General features: G+C 60.4%; 20 protein-coding genes. 2 read left to right on the top strand and 18 right to left on the bottom strand.

Features of this window, described 5'->3' with window-relative positions; all coding sequences use genetic code 11:
- Positions 1–13 precede the first annotated feature (13 nt).
- Positions 14–1,387, top strand: a complete 1,374-nt coding sequence (locus TMS3_RS16815; RefSeq protein WP_025166449.1) for an aspartate aminotransferase family protein — start codon at positions 14–16, stop codon at positions 1,385–1,387.
- 97 nt (positions 1,388–1,484) lie between these two features.
- Here TMS3_RS16815 and TMS3_RS16810 read toward each other — a convergent pair whose 3' ends face one another.
- The 4 genes from TMS3_RS16810 to TMS3_RS16795 are packed head-to-tail and all read right to left on the bottom strand — an operon-like array spanning position 1,485 to position 10,440.
- Positions 1,485–7,232: an EAL domain-containing protein gene (locus tag TMS3_RS16810; protein ID WP_025166448.1), complete on the bottom strand. Its 5,748-nt coding sequence runs from the start codon at positions 7,230–7,232 to the stop codon at positions 1,485–1,487.
- A 48-nt stretch (positions 7,233–7,280) separates the two neighbouring features.
- Complete coding sequence (locus TMS3_RS16805; protein ID WP_025166447.1) at positions 7,281–7,817, bottom strand: response regulator; 537 nt, start codon at positions 7,815–7,817, stop codon at positions 7,281–7,283.
- The gene (locus tag TMS3_RS16800) at positions 7,814–9,157 is read right to left on the bottom strand and encodes an HD domain-containing phosphohydrolase (RefSeq protein WP_025166446.1); all 1,344 of its coding nucleotides are present in this window, start codon (positions 9,155–9,157) and stop codon (positions 7,814–7,816) included. Before TMS3_RS16800 ends, TMS3_RS16805 begins: the two co-directional genes overlap by 4 nt.
- The gene (locus TMS3_RS16795) at positions 9,154–10,440 is read right to left on the bottom strand and encodes an ATP-binding protein (RefSeq protein WP_025166445.1); all 1,287 of its coding nucleotides are present in this window, start codon (positions 10,438–10,440) and stop codon (positions 9,154–9,156) included. The genes TMS3_RS16800 and TMS3_RS16795 overlap by 4 nt, the downstream gene beginning before the upstream one ends.
- A gap of 162 nt (positions 10,441–10,602) precedes the next feature.
- On the opposite strand from TMS3_RS16795, the gene TMS3_RS24700 reads away from it, so the two are divergent.
- Positions 10,603–11,298 carry a DUF6901 family protein gene (locus TMS3_RS24700; protein WP_025166444.1) on the top strand — a complete coding sequence of 232 codons (696 nt, stop codon included), beginning with the start codon at positions 10,603–10,605 and terminating at the stop codon, positions 11,296–11,298.
- A gap of 69 nt (positions 11,299–11,367) precedes the next feature.
- Here TMS3_RS24700 and TMS3_RS16785 read toward each other — a convergent pair whose 3' ends face one another.
- From TMS3_RS16785 to TMS3_RS16720, 14 genes are all read right to left on the bottom strand, one after another.
- The gene (locus tag TMS3_RS16785; protein WP_025166443.1) at positions 11,368–11,916 is read right to left on the bottom strand and encodes an adenine phosphoribosyltransferase; all 549 of its coding nucleotides are present in this window, start codon (positions 11,914–11,916) and stop codon (positions 11,368–11,370) included.
- Between the two features lie 68 nt (positions 11,917–11,984).
- Positions 11,985–12,719, bottom strand: coding sequence for a fumarate/nitrate reduction transcriptional regulator Fnr (gene fnr, locus TMS3_RS16780; RefSeq protein WP_025166442.1), 735 nt, complete (start codon positions 12,717–12,719; stop codon positions 11,985–11,987).
- Between the two features lie 342 nt (positions 12,720–13,061).
- Positions 13,062–14,444: an oxygen-independent coproporphyrinogen III oxidase gene (gene hemN / locus TMS3_RS16775; RefSeq protein WP_025166441.1), complete on the bottom strand. Its 1,383-nt coding sequence runs from the start codon at positions 14,442–14,444 to the stop codon at positions 13,062–13,064.
- A gap of 119 nt (positions 14,445–14,563) precedes the next feature.
- Positions 14,564–15,247, bottom strand: a complete 684-nt coding sequence (locus TMS3_RS16770) for a sulfite exporter TauE/SafE family protein (RefSeq protein ID WP_025166440.1) — start codon at positions 15,245–15,247, stop codon at positions 14,564–14,566.
- Positions 15,240–15,449: a cbb3-type cytochrome oxidase assembly protein CcoS gene (gene ccoS / locus TMS3_RS16765; protein WP_025166439.1), complete on the bottom strand. Its 210-nt coding sequence runs from the start codon at positions 15,447–15,449 to the stop codon at positions 15,240–15,242. The genes TMS3_RS16770 and ccoS overlap by 8 nt, the downstream gene beginning before the upstream one ends.
- Positions 15,450–15,553: 104 nt before the next feature.
- Complete coding sequence (locus TMS3_RS16760) at positions 15,554–17,962, bottom strand: heavy metal translocating P-type ATPase (RefSeq protein ID WP_025166438.1); 2,409 nt, start codon at positions 17,960–17,962, stop codon at positions 15,554–15,556.
- Between the two features lie 72 nt (positions 17,963–18,034).
- Complete coding sequence (locus TMS3_RS16755) at positions 18,035–18,541, bottom strand: FixH family protein (RefSeq protein ID WP_025166437.1); 507 nt, start codon at positions 18,539–18,541, stop codon at positions 18,035–18,037.
- A gap of 14 nt (positions 18,542–18,555) precedes the next feature.
- Positions 18,556–19,968 carry a cytochrome c oxidase accessory protein CcoG gene (ccoG, locus tag TMS3_RS16750; RefSeq protein WP_025166436.1) on the bottom strand — a complete coding sequence of 471 codons (1,413 nt, stop codon included), beginning with the start codon at positions 19,966–19,968 and terminating at the stop codon, positions 18,556–18,558.
- Between the two features lie 146 nt (positions 19,969–20,114).
- Positions 20,115–21,104: a cytochrome-c oxidase, cbb3-type subunit III gene (ccoP, locus tag TMS3_RS16745; RefSeq protein WP_025166435.1), complete on the bottom strand. Its 990-nt coding sequence runs from the start codon at positions 21,102–21,104 to the stop codon at positions 20,115–20,117.
- Complete coding sequence (locus tag TMS3_RS16740) at positions 21,101–21,286, bottom strand: CcoQ/FixQ family Cbb3-type cytochrome c oxidase assembly chaperone (RefSeq protein WP_025166434.1); 186 nt, start codon at positions 21,284–21,286, stop codon at positions 21,101–21,103. Before TMS3_RS16740 ends, ccoP (TMS3_RS16745) begins: the two co-directional genes overlap by 4 nt.
- Positions 21,287–21,292: 6 nt before the next feature.
- The gene (ccoO, locus tag TMS3_RS16735; RefSeq protein WP_025166433.1) at positions 21,293–21,901 is read right to left on the bottom strand and encodes a cytochrome-c oxidase, cbb3-type subunit II; all 609 of its coding nucleotides are present in this window, start codon (positions 21,899–21,901) and stop codon (positions 21,293–21,295) included.
- The gene (gene ccoN / locus TMS3_RS16730) at positions 21,901–23,343 is read right to left on the bottom strand and encodes a cytochrome-c oxidase, cbb3-type subunit I (RefSeq protein ID WP_025166432.1); all 1,443 of its coding nucleotides are present in this window, start codon (positions 23,341–23,343) and stop codon (positions 21,901–21,903) included. The genes ccoO and ccoN overlap by 1 nt, the downstream gene beginning before the upstream one ends.
- A gap of 380 nt (positions 23,344–23,723) precedes the next feature.
- A complete protein-coding gene (ccoP, locus tag TMS3_RS16725; protein ID WP_025166431.1) occupies positions 23,724–24,671 on the bottom strand; it encodes a cytochrome-c oxidase, cbb3-type subunit III in 948 nt (315 codons plus the stop codon).
- Entirely contained in the window at positions 24,668–24,838 is a 171-nt protein-coding gene (locus tag TMS3_RS16720) for a CcoQ/FixQ family Cbb3-type cytochrome c oxidase assembly chaperone (protein WP_025166430.1), read from the bottom strand. The genes ccoP (TMS3_RS16725) and TMS3_RS16720 overlap by 4 nt, the downstream gene beginning before the upstream one ends.
- Between the last annotated feature and the right edge of the window lie 7 nt (positions 24,839–24,845).

Raw genomic sequence — 24,845 nt, 5'->3', positions numbered from 1 at the left:
ACAAGGAGGCGAGATGAGTAATGCCGTACTTAACAACAAGACCCGTGAATGGCAGGCCATGAGTCGCGAGCATCATCTCGCCCCCTTTAGTGACTACAAACAGCTGGCGGAGAACGGGCCGCGAATTATCACCAAAGCCGAAGGTGTGTACCTGTGGGACAGCGAAGGGCACAAGATACTCGACGGCATGGCCGGTCTGTGGTGCGTGGCCGTCGGCTACGGTCGCGAAGAGCTGGTCGAGGCGGCCAGCCGGCAGATGCGCGAGCTGGCGTTCTCCAGCACCTTCTTCCAGACCGCCACACCAGCGGCTCTGGAACTGGCCAAGGCGATTGCCGAGATCGCCCCGCCGGGCATGAACCATGTGTTCTTCACCGGCTCCGGCTCGGAAGGCAATGACACCGTGTTGCGCATGGTTCGCCACTACTGGACAACCAAGGGCCAGCCGCACAAGAAAGTCGTCATCAGCCGCCACAACGCGTATCACGGCTCCACCATGGGCAGCGCCAGCCTGGGCGGCATGAAGGAGATGCACGAGCAGGGCGACCTGCCGATTCCGGGCATCGTACACATCCCCCAGCCGTACTGGTTCGGCGAGGGCGGCGACATGAGCCCCGAGGCGTTCGGTATCTGGGCTGCCGACCAGCTGGAAAAGAAAATTCTCGAAGTGGGCGAGGACAACGTCGCGGCCTTTATCGCCGAGCCGATCCAGGGCGCCGGCGGGGTGATCATTCCGCCGGACAGCTACTGGCCGCGTATCCGCGAGATCCTCTCCAGGTACGACATCCTGTTCATCGCCGATGAAGTGATCTGCGGCTTCGGTCGCACCGGCGAGTGGTTCGGCAGTGACTACTACGGCATTGCGCCTGATCTGATGACCATCGCCAAGGGGCTGACCTCCGGTTACGTGCCCATGGGTGGTTTGATCGTTAGCGATAAACTGTTCGAGGTGATCAGCCAGGGCGGTGACTTCAATCACGGCTTCACCTATTCCGGTCATCCGGTGGCCGCCGCCGTGGGGCTGGCGAACCTGCGCATTCTCAAAGAGGAGGGCATCATCGAGCGGGTGCGTGATCAGACTGGGCCTTATCTGCAGAGACGCCTGCGCGAGCTGGCCGACCATCCGTTGGTGGGTGAGGTGCGCGGCCTGGGCATGCTCGGCGCCATCGAACTGGTCAAGGACAAACGCAGTCGTACGCGTTACCCGAGTGCGTTGGGTGCCGGCAAACTCTGTCATGACCATAGCTTCAACAATGGCCTGATTATGCGCGCCGCAGACGACACCATGATCATCGCCCCACCGCTGGTGATCACTGAGGCGCAGATCGACGAACTGCTGAGCAAGGCGCGTCTGAGTCTGGATCTGACTCTTGAGGATCTGCCGCGCTAACCGCGGTGAGGTAAACCGCGCGGTAGCCGATGGCCGTTCGGCAGAGCTGAATAGGGCGGTGCGATATTGTCTTTGCCAGACCCTCACCGGCAGGCCCCTAAGTCTGTTCTTCATCCGCGGGCCGGGCGTTGCCGTCTTTCTCCATAGCCAGGCTGTGATGCTGGAAGGCTTGAGCGATGCTGGTGCGCAGGTGTTCGTCGTCCCAGGGCTTGGTGAGGAACTTGTAGATCGCGCCCTGGTTGATTGCGTCGGTCACCGATTTAAGGTCGGTGTAGCCGGACAGTACGATGCGGATGGTCTCGGGGTGGAGGCTCTTCACCCGGCTGAAGAACTCGGTGCCGTTCATCTCAGGCATCCGCTGATCCGAGAGAATGACCTGCACATCGTGTTTGGCCAGCAGAGCGAAGGCATCTTGAGCGCGGCTGGCAGTGATGATTTGGTAGCCATCGCGCCGCAGCACGCGGGTCAAGGCCCGCAGAATGTTTTCTTCGTCATCGAGTAACAGCAGGGTTTGCGCGTGGCTGTCCGGCGTGCGGCTCTGCTGTTGCGCGTTGAGCTCCTCATGCTGCTGGTGCAGGAAACCCTCCAGCTGGGGCAGCGGCATGGGTTTGGCAAAGTAGTAGCCCTGGAACTCGTCACAGCGGCTTTTTTTCAGGAAGGCGAGTTGTGGCTCGGTCTCCACGCCTTCGGCCAGTACCTTGAGCTTCAGGTGGTGGGCCATGGAGATGATGCCCTGGGTGATTGCGGAGTCGTGGCGGTCGCTGATGACCTCCTGGACAAAGGAGCGATCGATCTTGACCTTATCGATCGGCAGGCGCTTGAGGTAATTCAGACTGGAGAAACCAGTGCCGAAGTCATCAATGGAAATACGTACGCCGAGCTCCTTCAGCGCATGCAGAGTGCAGATGGCTTTTTCTGCGTTATCCAGCAGTACGGTTTCGGTGATTTCCAGCTCCAGCAACTCGGCTGGCAACAGCGTCTGCTCCAGTGTGCTGCGCACCTGTTCAACGAAGTTGGCCCGCTGGAACTGTACGGGCGAGACATTCACCGCCATCACTGCGCCGTTGAATCCCTGATCGGCGAGCGAACGGGCTGCGCGGCAGGCGGTGTTCAGTACCCACTCGCTGAGCGGAATGATCTGCCCGGTATCTTCGGCCACCGGAATAAATTGCGCCGGTGGAATGAAGCCGCGTTCGGCATGGTGCCAGCGCAGTAGGGCCTCGTAACCCACGACGCGGCCACTACGTCCGTCGATCTGCGGTTGGTAATACAGCTGAAAGGCCTCGGTTTCGATTGCCTTCTGCAACTCATTGCGCAAGGTAACGCGCTCGCTGACCTTCTGGTTGAGATCTTCGGTGTACCACTGATAGTTGTTACGGCCTTGCTGCTTGGCCTTGTACATCGCCAGGTCGGCCTGTTGAATCAGTTGCATCGGCTGCTCGATGTTGCCATCGCTCAGGGTGATGCCGATGCTCGCGGTGATGTGCTGCTCGACGTGCGTGAGCTGGTACGGGCGGGCGAGGCTCTCGACTATCCGGTCGGCCACCAGCAAGACATCTTCTTCGCGGGCCAGGTCCGGCAGGATGACAATGAACTCGTCGCCGCCCAGCCGCGCAACCGTGTCACCGGGACGGATCTGCAGGTTCAGGCGTCGCGCCACTTCGACCAGTATCTGGTCGCCGACGATGTGACCCAGGGTGTCATTGATCGGTTTGAAACCATCCAGGTCGATGAACATCACCGCCAGGTTACGTTTGTAGCGATTGCTGATCCGACAGCCTTGGCTCAGGCGGTCTTCCAGCAGTGAGCGGTTGGGTAGACCGGTGAGTACATCATGGCTAGCGTTGTAGGCCAGTTCGGACTCGAAGCGTTTCTGCTCGGAAATATCGTTCTGCACACCAATAAAGTGGGTAACTTCGCCGAGTTCATTAGGTACCGGAGCGATGTACAGAGCATTCCAGAATGGCGTGCCGTCCTTGCGGAAATTGCGCAGCACCACATGCACGTCTTGTTGCAGGGCGAGGCCACGATGGATTTCTCCGATCCCCGGCTGCTCGCGTGCTTCGCCCTGCAGGAAGCGGCAGTTACGTCCCAGTGCCTCTGCGGCGCTGTAGCCGGTGATGCGCTCGAATGCCGGATTTACGTAGATGATCGGCATGTCATCGGCCTGTGCATCGCAGATCAAGGCACCGTTGAAGCTGGCCTCCAGGCTACGCTGGAGCAGGCGTAGCTGCTTGTCCGCCTCCTTGTGTGCGGTGATGTCGCGAAACGCTACCACCCAACCTTGTGGCCCATCGTCGTCGAGCAGGGGCGCGCTGTCATAGGCAATATAGCGCTCGCTTTGTGCGCCTTGTGGCAGTCTCAGCTCGCCGTGATGGCTGCCTCTGCCCTGTGTCTGTTCGAGCGGAAGTGGCAAGTGCTGGACCAGTGGCTGGCCGAGCAGCGTACTGACAGGTTGGCCGAGCAGTGCGGCGGCGGCTGGGTTGATGAAGTTCAGGTGACCCTCGCCGTCAATTGCCAGCAACCCCTCGGCGATGCTGTTGGTGATCGCCGAGGTGAAGTCCAGCTGTGTCTTCAAGCGCTGTTCGCCCGTTATCACCGTGCGCATCAGCCGGTTATTTTCGAGCACCGCCACGGCCATCTGGGCAAACTGCTGGGTGATGGCCAGGTCATCCTGATCAAACTCGCCGGTGTTTTTTTCAGACAGTTGCAGCAGCCCCAGGTTGTTACCGGCATAGTCCTTCATAGGTACGGCCAGCCAGCCGCGCATAGGCGGGAGGTTGACGTTTAGCTCGGCCTGTTCGCGCCAATGAGAGTGACTTTCCAGCTCTGCCTGGCCGAGTAGTACCGGCTGCTCGGTGTTGCGCACCAGGGCACGAATAGTGCTGTCGTCAATTGGCCTATTGCACTCCTGCCAGCCGGCATATTTTTCCGAGAGCGATAGCGCATGGATGATCTGGCTGTCAGTGCCCCAGAGCAGGCTGACGCTGGCCTGGTGACTGCCAATCAGCAGGCGCAGTCGCTCGCTCAGATAGTCCAGTAACGGCTGGCTGTCCACGAGGCTGTTGATGTTCACCGCCGTATCAGTCATGCCACGCAGCAATTCGGCCTGGCGTTCGGAGTGTTGCAGCGCCTCGCGTAGTGCGCGGGTCATTCGATTACGTTCGCTGATGTCTTTGGCGATGCTGAACACCCCGACAATCTGCTCGTTGGTGATGATCGGCAGGGTCGTAAGGTCCAGCTCCAGCAAGTGTCCGTCGCGGTGCTTGCAACGGATGGCGTATCGCTGGGTGCCACCCTCGCGGGCCGCTTTGAGGTGGTTGCGGAACTCCTCCAGCTCATCGTTGTGCAGCAGCAACGACATGGGTTGTCCGAGCAGTTCCTGCTCGCTGTAACCGCAGAGCTGACAGCCGGCCTGGTTCAGGCTCTCGATCTGGCCATCCAGATCGAAGGAGAACACAGGGTCGGGGTTGAAGGTGAACAGCGAACGGTAGCGTTGCTCGCTCACCTGCAAGCGCAGACGGTCATGCTGGCGCTCGATCGCGATGGCCGCCAGCTGGCCGGCTGTACCGATCAGCTGCAGCTGCTCGTCGTCCGGTTGTTTGGGTTCGTGATGGTAGATGGCAAAGGTGCCCAGTACATCGCCTTGATGGGAGATCAGTGGAATCGACCAGCAGGCCTGCAAGCCATGACCGAGGGCTAGGGCACGGTAATCCTGCCAGAGCGGGTCGCCGTCGATGTCGTTACTTATCACCAGCTGGCGGCGTTGAACCGCGGTGCTGCAAGCGCTGGCAGCGGCACCGACTTTCATCCCGTGCAGAGCCTGTGAGTAGCTGTGCGGCAGGTTCGGCGCGGCACCGAGCAACAGGTGTTGCTGCTCCTTGTCCATCAGTAGCACCGAGCAGTAGGTGCCGGGTAACTGGACCTCGGTCACCTGGCAGATGACCTTGAGGGTATCCGCCAGCGGCTGGTCGGTGGAAATCATGCCGAGGATATCGCGCTGGTCCTCGGCGTAGGCCTCGTTCTGCACCAGGCGAGTGATGTCATGTGCTACGGCAAACAGGGTGCGATCATTCTCGGACCAGCCGCCGGACCAGAGCAGCTGCACGATGCTGCCGTCTTTGCGTTGGTAGCTGTTACGAAAGTCTTGGTGCTCCTCGCCTGCCATCATCGCCTGGACGGTCGCTTGAGTAGTCTGCCGGTCTTCAGGCACTACAAAGCTCAGGTAAGGGCGGCCGATCAGCTCGTCTGGCGGGTAGCCGAGTACGCTGACGGACGAGGGGCTGACCTGGGTGAAATGGCCGTTTTCGTCGATGGAGCAGAGTAGGTCCATGGAAAAATCCATGATCCGCTGGTTCAGTGCCTGCAGGTTATCTTGATGATGCAGGCTGGCTTCCAGTGCCCGGTTGACCAGGTGCAGGTGGCGCGAGTGTTCGATGGCCAGCCGTCCGAGACGTTGGCTGAGCATGATGAAAAAACTGAAAGTCAGGCCGAACAGCATCACCAGACTGGGGAGAAGACTTGAGGCCTGTGTGGCGGCATCGAGGTTCTGGTAACTGACCAGGCGCCAAGTTTTGCTGCCCGGAGTATGCAGCAGTTGCTGGCCTACCTGGTTGAGCGAGGCCATGGGTTGTTGAGGGGCCGAGTCGAACAGCAACTGCTGATTTTCGTAGAGCCGCATGCTGAAACCCTGCGGTTGCGCGCCCAGCACGTCCTTCAGTATGCGAGTCAGGTTGAGGCTGGCGACCAGGGTCCAGCCAGGGTTGGCGGGCAAGTTCAGGGGGATGGCAATCAGGCTGTTGTGTCGGGCGTCCAGGTTGAGTGCTGGACTCAGGCGTGATTGCCACGCCGGGGCAGCGCGTCGTAGCCAGTCGCGCTGACGGGGTTGGCTGAGTAGATGCTGCAGCCAGTCTGTTTCGGCAAGATTGCGGCTGAACAACCTCTGGGGGCGGAGTTGCTCGTCCAGTAGGGCGGTCAGGGTGATGTCGGGAAAGTCGCGCAAATAGCCACTGGATTCCTGCTGCCATTTAGCTGGGCTGGGTAGACGGCCGTCCATCCGCCAGCGCTCGGCCATGCGTTGGATGGAGAGCAGATGGGCAGAGAATGTACGCTCGATGGCGCCACTCAGCTCAGACAGCAACAGCGTGCTGTGTCGCTGACTCGCTTCGATGTTTTGCAGGCCCAGCAGGTACCAGCTGCTACAGGTGAGTAGGGTACCCAGGGCTCCCGCGAGCAGGGTCCGGCGATCCAGCAGGTGTTCACGTTCAGCGGGCAGTCCGTTGAGGCAGAACAGGGCAAGCCCCATGCTCAGGCTGAAGAGATTGGCCAGGTTATTCACGTCATGGTTGAACCCCAGGCGCCAAGCGCTGAGGGCCGTTACCGTGGGAGCCAGTTGCGAGAGGCCGGCGAGGCCGATCACCATCAGCCCCAACCCAACGCTCAGGCGCTTACCCCAAGTACCCAATTGGCTGCTGAGCAGGCCAAGAGCCAGTAGGCAGAACAGCAGCGCCGTAGGGCTGCGGATGCGCAGGAAGCCACTGATCAATGAGCGGCCCTGCTGGCTGTCCGTGAGCAGGAGGTTATGGCTCAGGCTGTACAGTCCAATGCCCAGTACCAGACCTGCAAACAGCTGGCAAAGTTGGTTGCGGCGATTGGCGCAGCCCAACAGACCAAGACCCAACAACAGGACTGCTAAAGCGCTGTCGGGCAGCAGCACCAGACTAAAAGCGTTAGGAGTTTCGGCGAGTAGATAACCGCACAGGCTGATACTACCCATGCCCAGCATGGCGAAACCCTGCACGTGCAAGAAGGCTTGATAGCTCAGGTGGCGAGTCTTGATGTCCATCCAATTGTCCTTGTCAGCGCCAGATCAGGGTGAGAAGGAGCGTTGAGCTCAGAACGAGTCGTCAATCTCGTCGATCAGCACCGAGCCGTCGTTGTCGCGATGTACGCGTGTAATGCCCGGATACTCGGCCTCCAGGCGCAGCAGCTCCTGTTCCTGGCGCTCCAGGTCGCTCTGTTGCTGGCGCAGTTGCAGCAATAAGCGCTGGTTCTCATCGCGCAGCAGAAACAGGTCGATGGCAGTACGCAAGGCGGTTTCGACTTCGAAGTCGGCCCAGGGCTTGGAGATGAAGCGGTAGATCTCTGCCTGGTTAATCGCTTGCAACATCGACTGGCGGTCGCCGTGGGCACTGAGCAGTATGCGCAGGGCGTTGGGTTGCCGCTGTCGGGCGAATTGCAAGTAGGTGATGCCATCCACTTCAGGCATTTTCAGGTCCGAGACGATTACCGCGTACTCATGTTCGGTCAGCGCTTGGAGGGCCAACTGGGCATCGCTGAATACATGAACTTCCCAGTCGTAGGGGTGTAATAGCCGTCGTAGGGCACTGAGAACGTGCTGCTCGTCATCCAATAGTTGAATTTTCATCATCCGACGTGCTCCTGTTGGCTGGTGGTGGCGACTTCGGGCTTGTGGATGAAGAGGGTGTAGTGCGAGTCCTCGGCGGCTTCGAAAGCGATCAGTTTGTCGATCAGCAGGCGGGTCAATTGCTTGCCTTCGTTGAGCAGCAGCATGCCGTTGGCTGCATGAAGGTTGCGCGCCAGGATCATTCCGGGTGTCAGGCGGCGGGTATCGAGGGGCACAATACTGGTGTCAGCCATGGCCAGATCTGGTGCCATGTGAGTGCACAGATTGATGAAACGTTCACACAGCTGAGGATCGTAAAGCGTGCCGGCGTATTTCTTGATCAGCAGCAGCGCTTCATCTCGGTTCAGGTGGCGCTCAAGGAACAGGCCGCACTGCAGTTCGATAAAGTCCACGGCCAGTTTGATCAGGCGCGAGCCGAAGGGGATTTCCCGCTCCTTCAGGTGGTCAGGGAAGCCACGACCGTCCCAGCGTTCCTGATGATGGCGAATCAGCAAGGCCGCATCCTGCAATGGTTCGAGGGTCATCAGCAGGTTCTCGCCAACAACCGGGTACAGCTGGTAGCGCTGGCGTTCCTCGCGGTACAGCGCATCTGCCGGGCGGTTGAGCAAACGGTCATCCCAGCTCAACTTGCCGAGGTTGTACAGCGCGGCGGCCATACTCAGATCTCGGCTCAGCCCTTCATCCAGCTTGTGGTAATCGGCATAGGCACGCACCAGCGCGATGACCTGGGCATTGGTCTGCTTGTCTTTGGGCAGGCGTTGGTTGAGTAGCAGCGAAAACACCTCGGTGGCTGTCATATAACTGTGTTTTAGCTCGGCGAAGGCAAGGTCGAGCATGTCGGCCGTCTGTTGCAGTTCACTGGTGCGATCGCGCACCCGTTGTTCGAGGGTCGCGTTGAGTTCCTGCAGGTTCTGGTTCTGCTCATGGGTGAGGCGTTCAAGGCGCTCGCGTTCGCGCTCGGAGTGCTGAAACGCCAGAGCTTGGCGGATCACCAGACGCAACTCATCGTCATCCCAGGGCTTGCCGATATAGCGGTAGATCTGCCCTTGGTTGATCGCCTTGATGGTGGCGCCGATATCGGTGTGGCCGGTTAGCAGGATGCGCAGGCAATCGGGCCAGCGCTGATGAATTCTGGCCAGCAGAGTGGCACCGTCCATGCCCGGCATGCGTGCATCGGAAATCACCAGGTCGATAGGCTGCTGGCTGAGTTGCTGTAACGCCTGATCGCCGTCACTGGCGGTGAGTATCTGGTAGGGCTCATGGCGCAGGATGCGGCGCAGGCTGTTGAGGATGTTTTCCTCATCGTCAACCAGCAGCAAGGTAGCACTGTGTTGTTCGCTCATGAGGCAACACCGCCTAGTTGGACCGCAAGCGGCTGACAGACCGGCAGCCAGATGCGAAAGCGCGTGCCTTTGCCGAGCACGCTGCTCACCTCGATGCGACCATGGTGTTTCTGCACGATGTTGTAGGACAGCGATAAGCCCAGGCCGGTCCCTTTGCCCACCGGTTTGGTGGTGTAGAAGGGCTCGTAGATACGGTTGAGCAGGTGTGGCTCGATGCCTTTGCCGGTGTCTTCCACCTCCAGCCAGACCCAGTCCACCTCGTGTCCACTGCGCAGGGTGATGCGGCCGAATTTGTCCATGGCGTGGGCGGCGTTGACCAGGAGGTTCATCATCACCTGGTTGATCTGCGAAGGGATGCACTCCAGTTCGGGTATCTCGCCATACTCCTTGACGACTTCGGCTTTGTACTTGAGTTCGTTGTTGACCACGTTGAGTGTGGTGTCCAGGCCGCGATGCAGATCGGCGAGGCGAAACTCCTCTTCCTCTATGTGCGAGAAATCCTTGAGGGCGGTGATGATTTTCTTGACCCGGTCAATGCCATCCTCGGACTCGTTGATCAACGCCTCGACATCGCTGCGGATGTAGTCGTATTCCAGGCTGCGTTTTAGTTGGCGCAATTCGTCGAGGCTGGCAGCGGTGTCCACCGTATCGATGATGCGCAACAGGTCTTGGACGTAGCTGGCGAGGGTCTTCAAGTTAGAGAATACATAGCCAATCGGGTTGTTGATCTCATGCGCTACACCTGCGGCGAGTTGGCCGATGGCGGCGAGTTTTTCCGATTGCATGAGTTGAGTATTGGCAGTTTCGAGCTTCTTGATCAGTTGTGCTTGATCGATCTGCTTGCTGCTCAAGGCTTTGAGTGCTGCATCCAACTGCTCGTTGGAACGGGCGAATTCACTGGTGTCGTACAGCAGTAGAGCAAAACATTGCTGACCATTCAGGTCGTTGAAAGGAAACAGAAGACTGCTCTGCAGTACGGAAGGTGCCGGTTGACCTGAGGGCATGTAGGGCAAGTGGATGAGGTGCGAGGATTCCCGCCACTGGGTGATAACGTGCAGGCCATGGTCGCGCGCCTGCGCCAATATTTTGCTCAGGTGAGGCGTATCTGCTTCGGGAAAAATCTGGATCAGCGGCTGTTGTCTGGCATGCTCGAGCGCCTTGCCGGCACACTGGCTGATGAATTCGTTCCAATACTGAATGCGCAGCTCCGCATCCAGAATGATTACGCCGATGTCCAGGTGTTCGATAAGAGCACTGGCCAAATTACTTTGGCTGTCGTCCATGGCTGGCTCCCGAGTAAGGGCGGAGAGGCAACTGGTTGTGTGATGCCTGCCTCATATAGTAGGCGAGATTTAGGCTGTCAGTTAAATGACGCTTAAATTGTGGCGACTCCTGCCGGCTGCAACCATACTCCTTTCCTGCGCTCTCGGAAGTCAGGTTGGACCATGGTTCCAGACACTGTAGATGACTCGTTCATTCGCTACCGATTTCAATTTTCGGGCGGCCGCAGCTGGCAGCATTGTGTGGATATGGAGCCTGACACCGCAGGGGCTACGGATCTGCCAACCTGGACTCGCCTAGCTTTCCATCAATGCGCCCATTGTCCGTTACAGGTCGAGCACTCGGTGCATTGCCCCTTTGCCGTAGCTTTGGTGGCGCCGATTGAGTTACTGGCGCAATCACCGTCCTACGAGCGGGTTGGGGTCGAAGTACATTGGCGCGGGCGTGAGATTCGCCAGCGCACCACCCTGCAGCGCGCCATGGGTTCTTTGCTCGGCGTTGTGAGCGCGACATCCGGCTGCCCGTATACGCGATTATTCAAGGCAATGGCCTGGTTTCATTTGCCCTTCAGCGGTACGGACGAGACCCTCTATCGGGCATTTGGCACTTACTTGCTGGGTCAGTACTTGCGCGAGCAGCGCGGCTTGAGTACGGACTGGTCGATGAGTGAACTGCGCGAGGCCTATCGCAACTTGCGGCTGGTCAATCTGGGCATGACCAATCGTTTGCGGGCTGGGGTCGGTCAGGACTCCGGGCCGAATGGGATGGTCCTGCTCGACTTGTTAGCCGCCGATACGCTGTACTCACTGGACCAGTACGAGGGTGAGCTGGACCGTTACTTTGCGGAGTTTTTTGAGTAAGCGCCGGCCGTGAAGGCCGCGGGCCAGATCATTGAGATTGTTGCAGCGGCTAAATGCGAGGAGCTGCGTTTAACGCTCGTTAAGGCCGAAGGCGGTCAGGGTAAAGGTCGCAATGCCAATGTCTTGCAGCTTCTGCGAGCCGCCCAGTTCCGGCAGGTCGATAATTGCCGCTGCCTCATAAATGCTCGCGCCCATCCGCCGCACCAGTTGTGCGGCGGCCAACAGGGTGCCGCCGGTAGCGATCAGGTCATCGAAGATCAGCACCTGATCGCCTTCGCAGAGGCTATCGGCATGTACTTCAAGGAAGGCTTCACCGTACTCGGTCTGGTAGCCGGCGCTGAGCACCTCTGCTGGCAGCTTGCCCTGCTTGCGGAAAAGGATCAGCGGTTTGTTCAGCTCGTAAGCGATGATCGAGCCGATCAGGAAGCCGCGGGCGTCCATCGCGGCGATATGGCTGAACTCGGCTTCCACGTAGCGCTGGATAAAGCTGTCGGCGACCATGCGCAAGGCGCGTGGCGACTGAAACAGCGGGGTGATATCGCGGAACACCACGCCGGGTTTGGGGAAGTCGATGACCGGGCGGATCAGGGATTTGATGCTGAATTCGTCGAAAATCATAGCAACACTCCTGTGCCTGTCGGGCGAAGGGACAACGGGCCTATTTCAGATTAGTCGGCAGCGGCACTTCAGCCATCGAAGTTGCCGCCAGCGAGGGCGCACAGATCGATGGGATTGAGGATAGTGACTTCCTTACCTTCGGCTTCGAGCAATTTATTCTGTTGAAAACGGGTGAATACCCGCGAGACGGTTTCCACCGCCAGGCCTAGATAGTTACCGATTTCATTGCGCGACATGGCCAAGCGGAACTGATTGGCCGAGAAGCCGCGGGCACGGAAGCGTGCCGACAGATTGACCAGGAAGGTAGCGATGCGCTCATCTGCAGTTTTTTTCGACAGCAGCAACATCATTTGCTGATCGTCGCGTATTTCCCGACTCATCACGCGCATTAACTGGCGGCGCAGTTGTGGCAGCTGTACCGAGAGTTCATCGAGTCGCTCGAAGGGGATCTCACAGACCGAGGTGGTTTCCAGGGCCTGTGCAGAAACCGGGTAGGTTTCGGTGTCCATGCCGGACAGGCCGACCAGTTCGCTTGGCAGGTGGAAACCGGTGATCTGTTCTTCACCGGAGTCGCTCAGGCTGAAGGTTTTCAGTGCGCCTGAGCGCACAGCGAAAACCGAGCCGAAGGCATCGCCCTGGCGAAACAGGAATTCGCCTTTCTTTATCGGCCGGCCGCGTTTGACGATGTCATCCAGTGCGTCCATGTCTTCCATGTTCAGCGAAAGCGGCAGGCACAGGCTGGCCAGGCTGCAATCCTTGCAATGGGCTTGGTGTGGCGTACGCAGCTTGATGCTCTCGGACATCGACCTTGATTCCTGGGTTAAACACACAATAGTCGTAAGGGTACAGCACAGCAGTGGACGCAGCCAGTCGACGAACGTTAGATTGCAAAGCCACTTAGGCCAACCGCTGGCCTAAGTGGCTGCTGCCGAACGGGCTGGTGTGGGGCAGGGCAGTCTGAGTTGGCCCGTCGGTAGCGTCGGGCATAACGGCGATATGACTGCATGCATGACCGCGAGCGTTGAGCAGACCCGCAAGGCGTCCGCTACAGGAGTGCAGGCATCCTTGAGGGTGCCCCAGCCGTGAGTCGTTGCAGTCGACGCCAAGCCTGGCACCAGGGGACACTGCCCGATGATGAAGTAGTGCTAAATCACTCGGGAGAAGCCTTGGCGGCTGCGATCATCCAGATAATGGTCGAACAGCATGCACAGTGAGCGCACCAACAGGCGACCGCTGGGACGCACATCGATACCCCGGTCGCTCAGTACCAGCAGCCCGTCCTCGGCCATTTGTCGTAACTGCGGCCAAATATCGGAAAAATAGTCGCGGAAATTGATCCCGAACGCCTGCTCGATCGGGGCGAAATCCAGCTGGAAGTGGCAGATCAATTGCTGGATCACTGCGCGGCGGATCCGGTCGTCGGCATTGCACTGTAGGCCGCGCTGAATGGTTAGTTGGCCGCTGCTCAGGTTCTGTTGGTAGTCGCTCAGTTCACTGCTGTTCTGGCAGTAGAGATCGCCGACCTGACTGATGGCCGACACGCCCAAGCCGATCAGGTCGCAGTGGCCATGGGTGGTGTAGCCCTGGAAATTGCGCTGCAGGCTGCCATCCTCCTGAGCGCTGGCCAGTTCATCATCGGGCAGGGCGAAGTGATCCAAACCAATGTAGCGATAACCTGCTGAGCTCAGTTGTTCGATGCTGTTGTGCAGCATGGCCAATTTGTTCGCGGCGCTTGGCAGTTCGCTGCTGTCGATACGCCGCTGAGGCATGAAACGCTCGGGCAGATGGGCGTAGTTGAACAGCGACAGGCGATCCGGTTGCAGATCGATGACCGCGTCGACTGTGCGGGCAAAGCGTTCCGGGGTTTGCAGGGGCAGGCCGTAGATCAGGTCGATATTCACCGAGCGAAATTGCAAGGTGCGTGCGGCTTCAACGATGGAGCAGGTTTCTTCCAGACTTTGCAGGCGGTTGATCGCGCGTTGGACTGCCGGATCGAGATCCTGGACGCCAATGCTCACCCGATTGAAACCCAGTTCGCGAAGCAAACCCATGGTCGACCAGTCGGCCTCGCGCGGGTCGATCTCGATGCTGTAGTCACCCGAGTCGTCATCCAGCAGGTTGAAATGCTGATGCAGCTGGCTCATCAGCTGACGTAGTTCATCGTGGCTGAGAAAAGTTGGTGTGCCACCGCCCAGGTGCAACTGTTCAACCGTTTGACGTTCATCGAGATGCCGGCCAATGAGCGTCATTTCCTGTTCTAGCGCCTGTAGATAGGCGTGGGCGCGACCGCGGTCCTTGGTGATCACCTTGTTGCAGGCGCAGTAGTAGCAAATGTTGGCGCAGAACGGCACATGCACATACAGCGACAGGGGGCGCTGGGCTTTGCGACTGTCACGCAGGGCGTGCAGTAGATCGAACGAGCCGACCCCCGCATGCAATTGCATGGCAGTTGGGTAGGAGGTGTAGCGTGGTCCGGTCTGATCATAGCGGCGGATCATCTCGCTATCCCAGTGGATGGCATCGAGCATGCGGGCATTCCCTGGATGGGCTAACAGTCTCAGGGAGTCTAGGGATGCCGGCCTCAGACCATCTTGATCTGTATCAAGAGGGAATGAGCTTGCTGGGCCACGCAGAAGCTGGTGTGTGCTTAATGACCCATCAACCAGTGCTGATGCGGGCCGGGCAGGGTCCACAGGCCGAATAGGATGACCAGTAGGCCACCGGCCATACGAACTCCGCGCTTGCGCAGCAAGGCCGTCAGGCGTTCGGCGGCCATGCCTGTGGCCAGCAGCACCGGCAGGGTGCCGAGACCGAAGGCCAGCATCAGCGCGGCGCTGTCGAGTGCGTCGCCCTGGCTCGCCGCCCAGAGCAGGGTGCTGTATACCAGGCCGCAGGGTAGCCAGCCCCACAAGCCACCCAGCAACAAGGCACGTGGCAGGCTGGTGACCGGCATGAAGCGCCGGGTCAGCGGCTGGATATGCCGCCACACTCCGCGGCCGAGCGCTTCGATGCGAGTCAGGCCACTCCACCAGCCGGCCAGGTACAGGCCCATTGCGATCAGCAGGAGTGCGGCGACCACCCGCAGCAGCATGGCCGCCGGACTGCTGGCCACGGCCCAGCCCGCCAGACCGAGCAGCAGGCCGGCGATGGTGTAACTGAAAATGCGTCCGAGGTTATAGCTCAGCAACAGCTGAAAGCGTTGAGCCCGATGCTCGGTGGGAATGGCCAAGGTCAAGGCGCCCATCAGACCACCGCACATACCCAGGCAATGCCCGCCACCGAGTAGGCCGAGAATCAATGCGGACAACAGCAGAGGTGCCAGCTCAGGCATGTGGTGGATCCTTGGGTTCGTCCTGCTTTTGCGCCTGGTCGACACCGGCCTTGTGCATCGGATCGTCGTCGTCGAACAGAATGCTATGGGCGGGACCGTCCAGGTCATCGTACTGGCCGCTGTCGACCGCCCAGAGGAACAGCCAGATGGCGAAAGCGACCAGCACCAGGGCGACGGGGATCAGAATGTACAGCGCGGGCATGGTGTCTCCGGGCGACTGGTGATAGTCGGGCTAGGCTGGCCTAGAGCACAGCGAAACCCTGCGATTGAGAAGACTGGGTTTCACCCAAAATGGCTCTGCCCAGCCTACTGCTTGGGTACTCGGGTCAAGCGTAAGGCATTGAGCACCACCAGCAACGAACTGAGCGACATACCGAGCGCGGCCCAGATCGGGGTGATCCAGCCAAGGGCGGCGAACGGCAGGACCAGGCCATTGTACAGGCTGGCCCAAGTCAGGTTCTCGATGATGATCCGGCGCGTGCGGCGCGCCAGGTTGAAGGCCTGTATCAGGGAGGTCAATCTGTTGCTCAGCAGCACGGCGTCGGCGCTGGTCTTCGCCAGGTCGGTGGCGCCGCCCATGGCCACGCTGATGTCAGCGCCGGCCAGCACCGGCACGTCATTGACCCCGTCGCCGAGCATCAGCACGCGGCGTCCTTGCTCGTGCAGCTTTTTCAGCTCGGCCAGTTTGGCATCGGGCGTCAGGCCGCCGCGTGCCTGCTCGATGCCCAGTTGACGCGCTACTTCGGCGACCATCGGCGAGCTGTCGCCGGACAACAGCAGCACCTGCCAGCCACGCTCGCGGCAGGCGGCGAGCAGCGCGGGGGCATCGTCGCGCAGGCGGTCGTCGAGGACGAACCAGGCGAGCGGGCCCTGGCAGTCACCGAGCAACAGCCATTGGCCCCGATCGGCGGGAATCTCAGGTGGAGCCTGGCCACTGAGCTCGCTGACAAAGGCGGCCTGACCGATGCGCAGCTGGCGATCCGCAACCCAACCCTGCAGGCCCAGACCGGGGATGTTGTCGACCCGTTCGGCGGCTTGTGTTGCACGGCCGAAGGCGCGGGCGATAGGGTGTTCGGAGCGGATCTCCAAGGCGGCCGCCAGGGCCAGGCAGGCGTCACTGTCCAGCTCGCCGAGGGGATGAATGGCGCTCAGGGTCAGGCGGCCTTCGGTGAGCGTGCCGGTCTTGTCGAAGATCACCGTGTCGATCTGGTTCAGGCCTTCGAGCACATGACCGCGGGTCAGCAGCATGCCGAGTTTGTGCAGGCTGCCGGTCGCGGCGGTCAGTGCGGTCGGGGTCGCCAGCGCCAGTGCGCAGGGGCAGGTTGCGACCAACAGGGCCAACACCACCCAGAAGGCGCGGGACGAGTCGATCTGCCACCACACCAGGCCGACGATGGCCGCAACAAGCAGGACGATCAACAGGAACCATTGCGCGGTCTGTTCGGCTATTTCGGCCAGGCGCGGCTTATCGCTCTGCGCGCGCTCAAGCAGGCGCACGATGGCCGACAGTCGGGTGGCATCGCCAAGCGCTTCGACCTCGACAGTGAGCGGTCCCTCGACGTTCAGGGTGCCGGCGGTGACGCTATCGTCGACGCCGCGTGGCTGCGGCAGGTATTCGCCGGTCAGCAGGGATTCATCGACGCTGGATTGCCCGCTGAGGATGCGTCCGTCGGCAGGCAGCAGGGCGCCGGGCGGTACCAGGACCTGTTCGCCCTTCCGCAACTCGCTTAACAGCACGCGCTGGGTATGGCCGTCGGCGTCGAGGCGTAAGCAGGATGCCGGCAATAGTTGCACAAGCTGCGCGGTGGCGGCCGCCGTGCGCTCGCGGGCGCGGCGTTCCAGGTAACGGCCGGCCAGGAGGAACAAGGCGAACATCCCCACCGCATCGAAGTACAGCTCGCCATCTCCGGTGACCGTCGACCAGATGCCCGCGGCATAGGCGCCGCCAATCGCCAGCGAGACCGACAGGTCCATGCTCAGGTGGCGGGTGCGTAAATCACGCATGGCGCCGCGGAAGAATTGCCCGCAACAGTAGAAGACGATCGGCGTGGTGAGGAACAGGCTGACCCAGCGCAGAATTTTGTCCAGCTCGGGGCTGAGGTCGATGTTGAACTCAGGCCAGGTGGCCATGGTGGCCATCATCACCTGAATCCACAGCAATCCGGCTACCCCCAGTTGGCGCATGGCCCGGCGGTTTTCCCGGGTGAGCTGCTCGGTCGCGGCATCGGCCTGCCAGGGGTGGCCGGCATAACCGATCTTGCGCAGCTCCTTGAACAGTTGGCTGAGCGGCAGCTGGCTGTCTACCCAGCGCACCTGCAGGCGATGGTTGGACAGGTTGAGGTTGGCTTCGGCCACTCCGGGCAGGCCACGCAGGTGCTTTTCGATCAGCCAGGCGCAGGCGGCGCAACTGATGCCTTCAATCAATAGGTTGGTTTCGCTGAGCTCGCCCTGGTGCTCGACGAAAGGCGCCTGCACATCGGCACGGTCAAGCAAAGCCAGCTCGTCAGGCAGCGCTTGAGGTAGCTCCTGCGGGTTGCCGGCGCGCTCGCTGCGGTGCTTGTAGTAGTGCTCGAGGCCGCCGGCGACTATGGCTTCGGCCACCGCCTGGCAGCCGGGGCAGCACAGCAACCGTTTCTCGCCCAGCACCTGGGCGTGAAACTGGCTGCCGGCTGGAACCGGCAAGCCGCAGTGGTAGCAGGGGATAGGGCTCGCCATGGAGGGGCAGTCTTGAGTCTGACGTTGGGATGTAGTGCGTCCGGTAGCGGGCATGATCGCTAGACCGATTGCTTAGGGTGCAACGCCGAGGCGGATGGTCTTGCCGGTTTCCAGGGTTCGCTCCTCGAACAGGCGCCAATCCTTGCCGCCTTCCTGGCCAATCAGTTCGACGAAGCGACGACCGCGTACCACGTCCTGCATCTGTCCGCGGTAGAGGCCCTGACCCTGCTGTTGCAGGACAATGCGCCGATCACGCTCGGGCTGGGTCGGCGACAGCAGGTTCAATACCAGCTGCTGCGGGCCGCTGTAGCCTTGCAGTTGCAGTTCGGCGACGCCGGCCTCTTCATCGAGCTTGAGGCTGGCATGCAGTTTCAGCTGCTCGGCGAGCTTCTCGCGTTCCAGCGACTGGTTGATGCCCTTGCCGACATCGTAATAGTCATCGGAGATCAGCCCCGGGGGATTGCGGGTGGCGATGGTCAGCAAGGTCAGGCCCTGGGCTACGGAATACCCCAGAAGCGCCAGGATGAACCAGGGCCAGAATTGCTTGTACCAAGGCTTGACCGGTGTTTCGTTAGGCATGCGGTGGTTACTCGTCAGCGGACGCTGGGGCCGATAAAGCGGCTGTCGGCGTCGGTGTGGATGCTTGCATCGTCAGCGGAGCGAATGCGGAAGATGATTTCGTTGGCGCTTGAGGGCAGCTTTTCCGGTTCGATCGACAGTTCGACCGGCAGTGACAGCACTTCGCCAGCCAGGGCCTTGATCTCGCGCTTGCCTTCATAGACCAGGCCATCGAGGCCATCGGCTTCGATCAGGAAGGTCACGTCCTGCTGGGCCTTGTTCATGATTTTCAAGGTGTAGACGTTCTCGATACGGCCCTGTTCATTTTCGCGGTAGAGCACGCGATCCTTGAGCACGTCGAGTTCAACCAGTGAGCGGTCGGCCACGGCCCAGGCAAACAGGCCCATCATCGCCAGCAGGGCGAGGGCGTAACCGATCAGGCGCGGGCGCAGCAGTTGAGTGCTGTGTCCGGAGAGGTTGTGCTCGGTGGTATAGCTGATCAGCCCTTTCGGGTAGTTCATCTTGTCCATGATGTTGTCACAGGCGTCGATACAGGCGGCGCAGCCGATGCATTCGACCTGCAGGCCGTCGCGGATGTCGATGCCGGTTGGGCAGACCTGCACGCACATCTTGCAGTCGATGCAGTCGCCGAGGCCTTCGGCCTTGTAATCGGCGTCCTTCTTGCGCGGGCCGCGGTGTTCGCCGCGCCGCGGATCATAGGAGACGATCAGGGTGTCCTGATCGAACATCACGCTCTGAAAACGCGCGTAGGGGCACATATAGATGCACACCTGTTCGCGTAGCCAGCCGGCGTTGCCGTAGGTGGCGAGGGTGAAGAAGCCCACCCAGAATACCGCCCAGCCACTGGCGTCGAAAGTGAACAGCTCGGGGATCAGCTGGCGGATCGGCGCGAAGTAGCCGACGAAAGTCAGCGCGGTGGCCAGGGATACGCCGACCCATATGCCGTGCTTGGCCAGTTTGCGCAGGAACTTCTGCCCGCTCATGGGTTTTTTATCGAGCTTCATGCGCTGGTTGCGGTCGCCTTCGGTCACTTTTTCCGCCCACATGAACACCCAGGTGAACACGCTCTGCGGGCAGGTGTAGCCGCACCAGACGCGTCCGGCGAACACAGTAATGAAGAACAGGCCGAAGGCGGCGATGATCAGCAGGGCAGACAGCAGGACGAAGTCCTGTGGCCAGTAAGTGGCGCCAAAGATATGAAACTTACGCTCGGGTAGATTCCACCAGACCGCCTGGCGGCCATTCCAGGTGAGCCAGACCGTGCCGAAATACAGCAGAAACAGGAAGGCACCACCGAGCATGCGCAAATTGCGGAAGATGCCGGTGAAGGCGCGGGTATAGATTTTTTCGCGGTTGGCGTAGAGGTCGACGGTTTCGACCTTGGCCGGGGCGGGGGTGACGTCTTTAACGGGGATCTGTGCGCTCATCAGTTGCTACCACAGCGGTTGGTTGGCTGCCCCGGCCGATACATGCCAGCCGGGGTCATTTCACTCATACGCTATGGTACGCCTGACAAGGCCCTGTTTGGGTGCGACGGGGGGTCGCGCTTGATGCAGGGCTTGTCTGAAGGGCCTTACTGCTGCGCAGGCTTCTGCGACAGGCTGTACACATAAGCGGCCAGCAGATGCACTTTATCGTTACCGAGAAAGGCTTCCTGTGACGGCATGCGTCCGTTGCGGCCGTAACGCAAGGTCTGCTGAACCTGAGCGAAGCTGGAGCCGTAGAGCCAGGTCTTGTCGGTCAGGTTCGGCGCGCCCATGGCCTGCTGGCCCTTGGCGTCGGGACCGTGACATACCGCGCAGTTGGCGGCGAAAGTCTGCTGGCCAGCGGCCAAATCGACTTCCACGCTTTCCGGGGTCTTCAGGCCGGACAGGCTGCGCACGTAGCCGGCAACGTTCTTGATGCCTTCTTCGCCGAGGCTGTCCTTCCAGGCCGGCATGGCAGCCTGACGGCCACCCATGATGGTGGTCTTGATGGTTTCCGCCGCGCCGCCGTACAACCAGTCGTTGTCGGTCAGGTTAGGGAAGCCGTACGCGCCCTTGGCGTCGGAGCCATGGCACACCGAGCAGTTGGACGCGAACAGGCGGCCACCCATTTTCAGCGCTTGCTCGTCTTGTGCGACCTGCTCGATTGGCATCGCGGCGTATTTGGCGAAGATCGGCCCGTACTGAGCGTCGGCCTTGGCCATTTCCTTTTCCCACTGGTGCACACCGGTCCAGCCGGCGTTGCGCTGTTCACCGTCGGCGATTTGCACGTTGGCGGCGAATGGCGTCTTGGCCTCGTTGTCGAGGTAATCGTACCCCGGCAGCAGACCTTTCCAGTTACCCAGGCCCGGGTAGAGCACCAGGTAGCCAAGGGCGAAGATGATGGTGCCGATGAACAGCATGAACCACCACTTGGGCAGTGGGTTGTCATACTCCTCGATACCGTCGAACACGTGGCCGACGGTTTCCTCAGTGCTTTCCTGACGCTGACCCTTGCGGGTGCCGAAGATCAGCCACGTCAGGGCGAAGATGGTACCTAGGGAGAGGATGGTTACATACCAATTCCAGAATGTGGTCATTGGTTATTGCTCCTGGAAGATTGCTCGTCACGCGCTTTGGGTTTGGGATCATCGGCGAATGGCAGGTTGGCGGCTTCGTCGAAGTTCGATTTGCGCTTGCTGCTATAGGCCCAGAGCACCACGCCAACGAAGGCGATGAACACCACTGCCGTGCCTATGCCGCGAATAGTCCCGATATCCATGTCGCGTTACCGTTTGTTCTTGATGGAGGTGCCGAGAACCTGCAGGTACGCGACCAGCGCGTCCATTTCGGTCTTGCCCTTCACGGCGTCTTTGGCCCCGGCGATGTCTTCATCGGTGTAGGGGATGCCAAAGCCACGCATGACTTCCAGCTTTTTCGCGGTTTCCTTGCCGTCGAGCTTGTGCTCGACCAGCCAGGGATACGCCGGCATCTTCGACTCAGGCACTACGTTGCGCGGGTTGTACAGGTGCGCGCGGTGCCATTCGTCCGAGTAGCGGGCGCCGACTCGGGCCAGGTCCGGACCGGTACGCTTGGAGCCCCACAGGAAGGGGTGGTCGTAGACGCTCTCACCGGCTACCGAGTAGTGGCCGTAGCGTTCGGTCTCGGCGCGGAACGGACGGATCATCTGTGAGTGGCAACCCACGCAACCATTGGCGATGTAAACATCGCGGCCTTCCAGCTGCAGCGCGGTGTAAGGCTTGAGGCCCTCCACCGGCTCGTTGGTGACATCCTGGAAAAACAGCGGAACGATCTGGGTCAGGCCACCGATGCTGACGGCGAGAACCATCAGCAGCGCCATCAGACCGATATTCTTCTCGATGATTTCGTGTTTCATCAGTGAGCCACTCCGACGGGGATCTGCGCAGCCGCATCGTATTCAGCCGGCTTGGCGGCACGCACGGTGCGGAAGGTGTTGTAAGCCATGAACAGCATGCCGGTGGCGAAGAACGCACCGCCGATCATGCGCACCACATAACCCGGGTGGCTGGCTTCCAGCGCTTCGACGAAGGAGTAGGTGAGGGTGCCGTCTTCGTTGACTGCACGCCACATCAGGCCCTGGGTGATGCCGTTGACCCACATCGAGGCGATGTACAGCACGGTGCCGATAGTCGCCAGCCAGAAATGCACGTTGATCAGGGCGATGCTGTGCATCTGCTCGCGGCCATAGACCTTGGGCAGCATGTGATACAGCGCACCGATGGAGATCATCGCGACCCAGCCGAGGGCACCGGCGTGTACGTGGCCGATGGTCCAGTCGGTGTAATGCGACAAGGCGTTGACCGTCTTGATCGCCATCATCGGGCCTTCGAAGGTGGACATGCCGTAGAAGGCCAGCGATACCACCAGAAAGCGCAGGATCGGGTCGGTGCGCAGCTTATGCCAGGCGCCGGACAGGCTCATCATGCCGTTGATCATGCCGCCCCAGCTCGGGGCCAGGAGGATGATCGACATGGCCATGCCGAGGCTCTGCGCCCAGTCCGGCAGAGCGGTGTAATGCAGGTGGTGCGGACCGGCCCAGATGTACAGGGTGATCAGCGCCCAAAAGTGCACGATGGACAGGCGATAGGAGTAGATCGGGCGCTCGGCCTGCTTCGGTACGAAGTAATACATCATGCCGAGGAAGCCGGTGGTCAGGAAGAAGCCCACGGCGTTATGGCCGTACCACCACTGGATCATCGCGTCGGTAGCGCCCGAGTAAGCCGAATAGGACTTGAACAGGCTGACTGGAACCGCGGCGCTGTTGACGATGTGCAGCAGCGCGGTCACCAGGATGAAGGCACCGAAGAACCAGTTGCCGACATAGATGTGCTTGGTCTTGCGCTTGACGATAGTGCCGAAGAACACCACTGCATAAGCGACCCAGACGATACCCAGGAGGATGTCGATCGGCCACTCGAGCTCAGCGTATTCCTTTGTGCTGGTGTAACCCAGGGGCAGGGTAATCACCGCCAGCACGATCACAGCTTGCCAACCCCAGAAGACGAACGCCGCCAAGGAATCGGAAATCAGGCGGACCTGACTGGTGCGCTGCACCACATAGAATGAAGTTGCCATCAGCGCACAACCGCCAAAGGCGAAGATCACCGCGTTGGTGTGCAGCGGACGCAGACGGCCGAAGCTCGTCCACTCCAGGCCAAAGTTGAGTTCTGGCCACACGAGTTGTGAGGCGATGAACACGCCTAGACCCATGCCAATGACTCCCCAGATCACCGTCATAACGGCGAACTGGCGAACCACCTTGTAGTTATAAGCAGTCTGACTGATTGCTGTGCTCATGCTGGGGTTCCACGGTTAATGGAGTTTTAGAGGGGCAAAAAACGGCGGCAAGTATGTAGAAAGCAGGTAGTCATTGCAACGACACACGCCGATACATGCGGGCTTTCAAAGGCTTCAGGCGCGCGTTTTTGCGCAGTTTGGCAACGCTGTGTCGCTTCCCGAAGGTCCCCTGCCGGCACCATGCGAAGAGGGCAATCGCCTTAGGGTTAGGGAGGGCGGTGATTACAGGGCCGCTTAGTCCAAGTCACCCTGGGGCAGGGCTTGGATGTTGAGGTGCGACACTCAGTCGCATCAGTGCGCAAGGCACTTTATTGGCGAGCAGGGTTCTTGCCAGGAGGGGAAAGGAGGCTGGCGGTACTGGTGATACCGCCAGGTTTGGCTTATCGCTCGGTCAGTTGCTCGGTGGGCGGTACTTGTTCTCGCCCGAGGCTCAATATGTATGCCGCCAACAGGTGAACCTTGTCGTTACCCAGGTATTGTTCCTGGGCGGGCATCTGGCCGTTACGCCCGTAGCGGATGGTTTGTTGCAGTTGAGCCAGGCCGGAACCGTAGATCCAGCCACTGGGCTGGGTCAGGTCCGGCGCGCCGAGCATGGCCATGCCCGTTCCCGCGGCTCCATGGCAGGCCGTGCAGTTGCTAGTGAACAGCTGCGCGCCTTGTTCCAGGTCGATTGACTGGTCTTTCGGCAAGGGCAGGCCAGCCAGCTTATGGCGGACATAGCCCGCGACCTGTTTGACGCCTTCTTCGCCGAGTACCTGCCCCCAGGCCGGCATCATGCCGGTGCGACCCTGCAGGATGCTGGTCTTGATGGTTTCGGGCTCGCCGCCCCAGCGCCAATGGCGGTCGGTCAGGTTGGGAAAGCCCACTGTGCCTTTGGCGTCAGAGCCATGGCAGATCGAGCAATAAGTGGCGAACAGGCGGCCACCCATTTTCAACGCCTGTGGGTCGTTGGCCACCTGATCCAGAGGCATCGCCGCATACTTGGCGAAGATCGGTCCATATAGCTGCTCGGCCTGATCCACTTCGCGTTGCCACTGGGCGACCTGGGTCCAGCCGTTGTGATAGCCGGGCAGCAGGCCTTTCCAATTGCCCAGACCCGGGTAGAGCACCAGGTAACCGGCGGCGAACAACAGGGTGCCGAGAAACAGCATGAACCACCACCTGGGTAGCGGGTTGTCGTATTCCTCGATGCCGTCGAAGGAATGTCCCATGGTTTGCTCGGTCTCGCCAGGCTGCTCGCCCTTGCGCGTGGCGAAGATCAACCAGAACAGCGCGAGCAGAGTGCTGATGGTCAACAGCGCGATATACCAGCTCCAGAAAGTGCTCATGGGGTGGTGCTCCTTGATGCGGCAGGCGTGGGTTCGTCGGCAAAGGGTAGGTGTGCGGCTTCGGCAAAAGCCGCTTGGCGTTTACTGGAGTAGGCCCACAGAGTCACGCTGCTGAAAGCCAGCAGAACCAAGGCGGTGCCCAGGCCGCGGAGGGTGCCGATATCCATAAAGTCG

It is taken from the genome of Pseudomonas taeanensis MS-3, from assembly GCF_000498575.2.
Classification (GTDB): Bacteria; Pseudomonadota; Gammaproteobacteria; order Pseudomonadales; family Pseudomonadaceae; genus Aquipseudomonas; species Aquipseudomonas taeanensis.
Note: the sequence above shows the minus strand (reverse complement) of the source record. Positions and strands in the feature narration are given on the sequence as shown.

Excerpts from the sequence above, each read along its gene's own strand:
- TMS3_RS16815 (WP_025166449.1), top strand. The coding sequence starts at position 14 with ATGAGTAATGCCGTACTTAACAACAAGACCCGTGAATGGCAGGCCATG.
- TMS3_RS16810 (WP_025166448.1), bottom strand. The coding sequence starts at position 7,232 with ATGGACATCAAGACTCGCCACCTGAGCTATCAAGCCTTCTTGCACGTG.
- TMS3_RS16805 (WP_025166447.1), bottom strand. The coding sequence starts at position 7,817 with ATGATGAAAATTCAACTATTGGATGACGAGCAGCACGTTCTCAGTGCC.
- TMS3_RS16800 (WP_025166446.1), bottom strand. The coding sequence starts at position 9,157 with ATGAGCGAACAACACAGTGCTACCTTGCTGCTGGTTGACGATGAGGAA.
- TMS3_RS16795 (WP_025166445.1), bottom strand. The coding sequence starts at position 10,440 with ATGGACGACAGCCAAAGTAATTTGGCCAGTGCTCTTATCGAACACCTG.
- TMS3_RS24700 (WP_025166444.1), top strand. The coding sequence starts at position 10,603 with ATGGTTCCAGACACTGTAGATGACTCGTTCATTCGCTACCGATTTCAA.
- TMS3_RS16785 (WP_025166443.1), bottom strand. The coding sequence starts at position 11,916 with ATGATTTTCGACGAATTCAGCATCAAATCCCTGATCCGCCCGGTCATC.
- fnr (WP_025166442.1), bottom strand. The coding sequence starts at position 12,719 with ATGTCCGAGAGCATCAAGCTGCGTACGCCACACCAAGCCCATTGCAAG.
- hemN (WP_025166441.1), bottom strand. The coding sequence starts at position 14,444 with ATGCTCGATGCCATCCACTGGGATAGCGAGATGATCCGCCGCTATGAT.
- TMS3_RS16770 (WP_025166440.1), bottom strand. The coding sequence starts at position 15,247 with ATGCCTGAGCTGGCACCTCTGCTGTTGTCCGCATTGATTCTCGGCCTA.
- ccoS (WP_025166439.1), bottom strand. The coding sequence starts at position 15,449 with ATGCCCGCGCTGTACATTCTGATCCCCGTCGCCCTGGTGCTGGTCGCT.
- TMS3_RS16760 (WP_025166438.1), bottom strand. The coding sequence starts at position 17,962 with ATGGCGAGCCCTATCCCCTGCTACCACTGCGGCTTGCCGGTTCCAGCC.
- TMS3_RS16755 (WP_025166437.1), bottom strand. The coding sequence starts at position 18,541 with ATGCCTAACGAAACACCGGTCAAGCCTTGGTACAAGCAATTCTGGCCC.
- ccoG (WP_025166436.1), bottom strand. The coding sequence starts at position 19,968 with ATGAGCGCACAGATCCCCGTTAAAGACGTCACCCCCGCCCCGGCCAAG.
- ccoP (WP_025166435.1), bottom strand. The coding sequence starts at position 21,104 with ATGACCACATTCTGGAATTGGTATGTAACCATCCTCTCCCTAGGTACC.
- TMS3_RS16740 (WP_025166434.1), bottom strand. The coding sequence starts at position 21,286 with ATGGATATCGGGACTATTCGCGGCATAGGCACGGCAGTGGTGTTCATC.
- ccoO (WP_025166433.1), bottom strand. The coding sequence starts at position 21,901 with ATGAAACACGAAATCATCGAGAAGAATATCGGTCTGATGGCGCTGCTG.
- ccoN (WP_025166432.1), bottom strand. The coding sequence starts at position 23,343 with ATGAGCACAGCAATCAGTCAGACTGCTTATAACTACAAGGTGGTTCGC.
- ccoP (WP_025166431.1), bottom strand. The coding sequence starts at position 24,671 with ATGAGCACTTTCTGGAGCTGGTATATCGCGCTGTTGACCATCAGCACT.
- TMS3_RS16720 (WP_025166430.1), bottom strand. The coding sequence starts at position 24,838 with ATGGATATCGGCACCCTCCGCGGCCTGGGCACCGCCTTGGTTCTGCTG.